Annotated in this window: 4 protein-coding genes; 2 read left to right on the top strand and 2 right to left on the bottom strand. The window is 62.0% G+C overall.

From position 1 onward, the window contains the following. The coding region (locus ACPYOI_RS35210; protein ID WP_481424077.1) for an alpha/beta fold hydrolase at positions 1–838 on the top strand (838 nt) is incomplete at its 5' end. Positions 839–1,001: 163 nt separating this feature from the next. Then, the gene (locus ACPYOI_RS35205; protein ID WP_481424078.1) at positions 1,002–2,189 is read left to right on the top strand and encodes an ABC transporter substrate-binding protein; all 1,188 of its coding nucleotides are present in this window, start codon (positions 1,002–1,004) and stop codon (positions 2,187–2,189) included. A gap of 84 nt (positions 2,190–2,273) precedes the next feature. Here the strand turns inward: ACPYOI_RS35205 and ACPYOI_RS35200 are convergent, their stop codons facing one another. Further along, positions 2,274–2,852 (bottom strand): hypothetical protein, encoded by a 579-nt coding sequence (locus tag ACPYOI_RS35200; RefSeq protein WP_481414871.1) that lies wholly within the window; start codon positions 2,850–2,852, stop codon positions 2,274–2,276. 171 nt (positions 2,853–3,023) lie between these two features. After that, positions 3,024–3,577, bottom strand: a 554-nt coding sequence (locus ACPYOI_RS35195) for a DUF899 family protein (RefSeq protein WP_481424076.1), incomplete at its 5' end; no start/stop codon positions are given.

Here is a 3,577-nt window from a genome sequence, read left to right as displayed (position 1 = left end):
CAGCATCAGTTACCGCACCGCCACTGTCGACGGCACGAAAGTCTTCTATCGCGAGGCCGGTTCGCTCGGTGCTGCCAAACTCCTGTTGCTGCACGGCTTTCCGAGCTCCAGCCATATGTTCCGCGAACTGATCCCGCTGCTTGCCGATCGCTATCACATTATTGCTCCTGACCTTCCGGGCTTTGGCCAGTCCGATAAGCCGGCGCGCGGCAACAGCTTCGACAGCATCGCCGAGACGATCGACCGTTTCACCGAGATCGTCGGTTTCGACCGGTACGCCGTCTATGTCTTCGATTACGGCGCGCCGACCGGATTCCGGCTGGCGGTGAAGCATCCGGAGCGCATCACGGCGATTATCTCCCAGAACGGCAACGCCTATGAGGAAGGGCTGAGCGAAGGCTGGAACCCGATCCAGGCCTATTGGCGCGATGCCTCGGAGGAAAACCGCAATGCACTGAGGGCCTTGCTCAAGCCGGAAGCGACGGTGTGGCAGTATACGCACGGCGTCTCCAATGTCGCCAAGGTCTCGCCGGACGGATATTCGCTCGATAATTTCTATCTGGCGCGACCGGACGCGGAAGAGGTTCAGCTCGATCTCTTCGGTGACTACAAGAGCAATGTCGCGCTCTACCCGGCGTTCCAGACCTATTTCCGCACCCATAAGCCGCGTGTCCTAGCGGTCTGGGGCAAGAACGATCCCTTCTTCCTGCCGCCGGGCGCAGAGGCCTTCCGCCGCGATATTCCCGATGCCGTCGTGAAATTCTTCGACACCGGCCACTTCGCGCTCGAAACCCATGCGGCCGAGATTGCCGCCGAGATCCGCGATTTTCTCCGTTGATCCCTGCTTCCCGCGCCCCGCTGCCCGCATCGGGCGGCGGGGCATTGCCCACCGGCGGGCAGGTCAACAAAGTGCTGCCCCGATAGCGATTTTCCAGGGTCTCGCTAGCTGCTATAATCCCGTCAACCGTTGGCCATCAGTTATGGAGGGGACGGCCATGAAAATGGGATGGAGAGCGAACTGCCTGGTCAGGCCGTCGGCGGCGCTGGCCTTGCTGACATTCACCGGAATGACCGCCGCCGGTCCGATGGACGAGCTGGTGGCCGCCGCCAAGGCCGAGGCCAAACTCACGGTTATCGCCCTGCCGCGCGACTGGTGTGGATACGGCGGCATCATCGACGGCTTCAAGGCGAAATACGGCCTGACGATCAACGAACTTTTGCCGGACGCGGGATCGGCCAAGGTGATTGACACGATCAGGAAGGCGCGGAACGCAACCGACCCGCAAACGCCGGATGTGATCGACGTCGGCCTGTCTTTCGCCTCATCGGCGAAAAGGGACGGCCTCCTGCAGCCTCACAAGGTGGCAAGGTGGGCCGCCATTCCGGACGCCGCCAAGGATGCGGACGGATATTGGTACGGCGGTTACTACGGGACGATCGCCTTCGAAGTGAACGCGGATATCGTCACGAAGATGCCGGCGGATTGGGCAGACCTCGCCTCGAGAGATTACCGAAATGCGGTCGCCCTCGCCGGTGATCTTGCATCAAATCAAGCGATCCAGAGCGTCTTCGCCGCCGGCCTATCGGCCGCCAACGGCGGTGTCGATTATGCGGCCGATCAGGGCCTGAAGTTCTTCGCGGACATCAACCGCAAGGGCAACTTCGTTCCCATCGTCGGCAATTCCGATTCGCTCGTCGACGGGCGGACGCCCATCCTCATTCGCTGGGACTACCTTGCGCTCGGCGACCGCGAACGACTAAGGGGCAAGACCAGGATCGAGATCGTCAGGCCGAAGACCGGCGTCGTCGCCGGCGTCTATGCCCAGGCGATCAGCGCGTTCGCTCCGCATCCGAACGCCGCCCGACTGTGGATCGAATACCTATATTCGGACGAGGCCCAGCTCGCCTTCCTGAACGGCCACTGCCATCCGATCCGCATAGCGGACCTGATGCGCAGCGGGAAGGTGCCGGCCGGTTCGGGGGGAACGCTCGCGCAGTTCCGGGGTTCTGGTACCGAGGCCGATTCGCTCTTCCCGACCCTCGAGCAGCAGGAAAAGGCAACGGAGATCATTACCAAAGGGTGGGACGGCGTCGTCGGCGCGAAGATCCAATGCCCCGACGGCAGCCCTTCCGGTATCCCTATGGTTTTCAATGAAGGCGCCGTCGGACTGTGCGCCATCCCGCAGTAGCGCGCAGAAAACGGTTACAGCATCGAGCTGACGCGAAGTCTTGGAGCGACAGGCCCGAACTGATTGACATGGAGCGACGGCACCTCACGAGGAAGGTATTTGCGGGTCCTGCACCAGGTAGAACTCGGGAACCGGCGTGACGTCAGTAATAAAAAAGCCAAACGCCCCCCGGTCGACGGGATCGACGTGGCCGTTGGAGAAGCTCAGCCGATCGAAACTCTCGAAGTGGCTCTCGAAACGGGCAAACCGGTTCGACGAGATGACGTCCGGATTTCGGCTCGTCTGATCGAATGACAGACCGTCATAGAAGTCGCTTGGTTTGCCGCGGATCTCTTGAAGTTCGAACTCGAACCCGATCCAGGCCAATCCGCTGTCGTTCACGGCGACGACCCGCAGATGGAAGTTGCCCTCAGGAAACCCGTGATTTTTAAGTGGCTTTGCTGCCCTGATCACCAGTGTGACGGGCGTGGCCGAGATGAGCTCCTCGTTGATTTCTATCGGATCGGCTTTCGTCCCTGAGCCCGTAACGGACAGGATGCGAAAGCCGCCAAGCTCGTCGGAGAAGGAATAATCCCCGGCATACCAGCGTCCGTCGTCCGCCGGCCCGGCACTGATGAGTGGCAGTGCCAGGAACGCAGCCAGAATTCGCATGTAACGCGTCATCGATCTGGTTCCTTCAGTCGAGTATCGCATCCGCGCGGTGGATTTAAACACGGTCTCGGCGACAGTGGCAGTCGCCCGTAGTGCTTAGTACCCGATACAGTCTGCCACAGACGATCGCCGCCGCCTAGATCGGCCCTCCCCGCCCATCAGATCCACCCGCACAGGCCCGGCTCATCGGTTCGTGCTCCCGTGTTGGTCCCGGAACGCCGCCTCTCCGGCGTCCGACACCTCGACCCACTTCTTGTCGGGAGCGGCACCCTCGACGTAGCTGTCGTGCCAGTTCCACCACTTGTAGGTCGGGGTTTGAGGATAGCCTTCTGGCGAGTCCTCCCAGACCTCTTGTCGGCCGAGCGGCGTGATGTCGAGATAGTTCCAGGTACCGCCCATCTGCTCGTCGCCGCGGTTGTTGATGAAGTAGGTGCGGAACACGCGGTCGCCGTCGCGGTAAAACACGTTCGTGCCATGCCACTCGTCCACGCCGAAGTCGGCGTCGAAGCTATCCGTAATGGTGTACCACGGCATCTCCCAGCCCATGCGCGCCTTCAGCCGCGCGATGTCCGCCTGGGGCGCACGCGAGACGAAAACAAGCGTGGTGTCACGGGCGTTCAGATGGGCGACGTGGGCGACCTGGTCGGCCACCATGGAGCAGCCCCGGCAGGCGCGGTCGGGCCAGCCGAACACTCCCGGCTCGAAGAAGGCGCGGTAGACAACCAGCTGACGCCTGC

The sequence above is a fragment of the Rhizobium sp. SVR5-2C genome (genome assembly GCF_056755115.1).
The sequence above is the reverse complement of the archived record's forward strand: the minus strand, read 5'-3'. Positions and strand labels throughout refer to the sequence as shown.

Coding starts and splice junctions, on each gene's coding strand:
- ACPYOI_RS35200 (WP_481414871.1), bottom strand. CDS start 2,852: ATGACGCGTTACATGCGAATTCTGGCTGCGTTCCTGGCACTGCCACTC.
- ACPYOI_RS35205 (WP_481424078.1), top strand. CDS start 1,002: ATGGGATGGAGAGCGAACTGCCTGGTCAGGCCGTCGGCGGCGCTGGCC.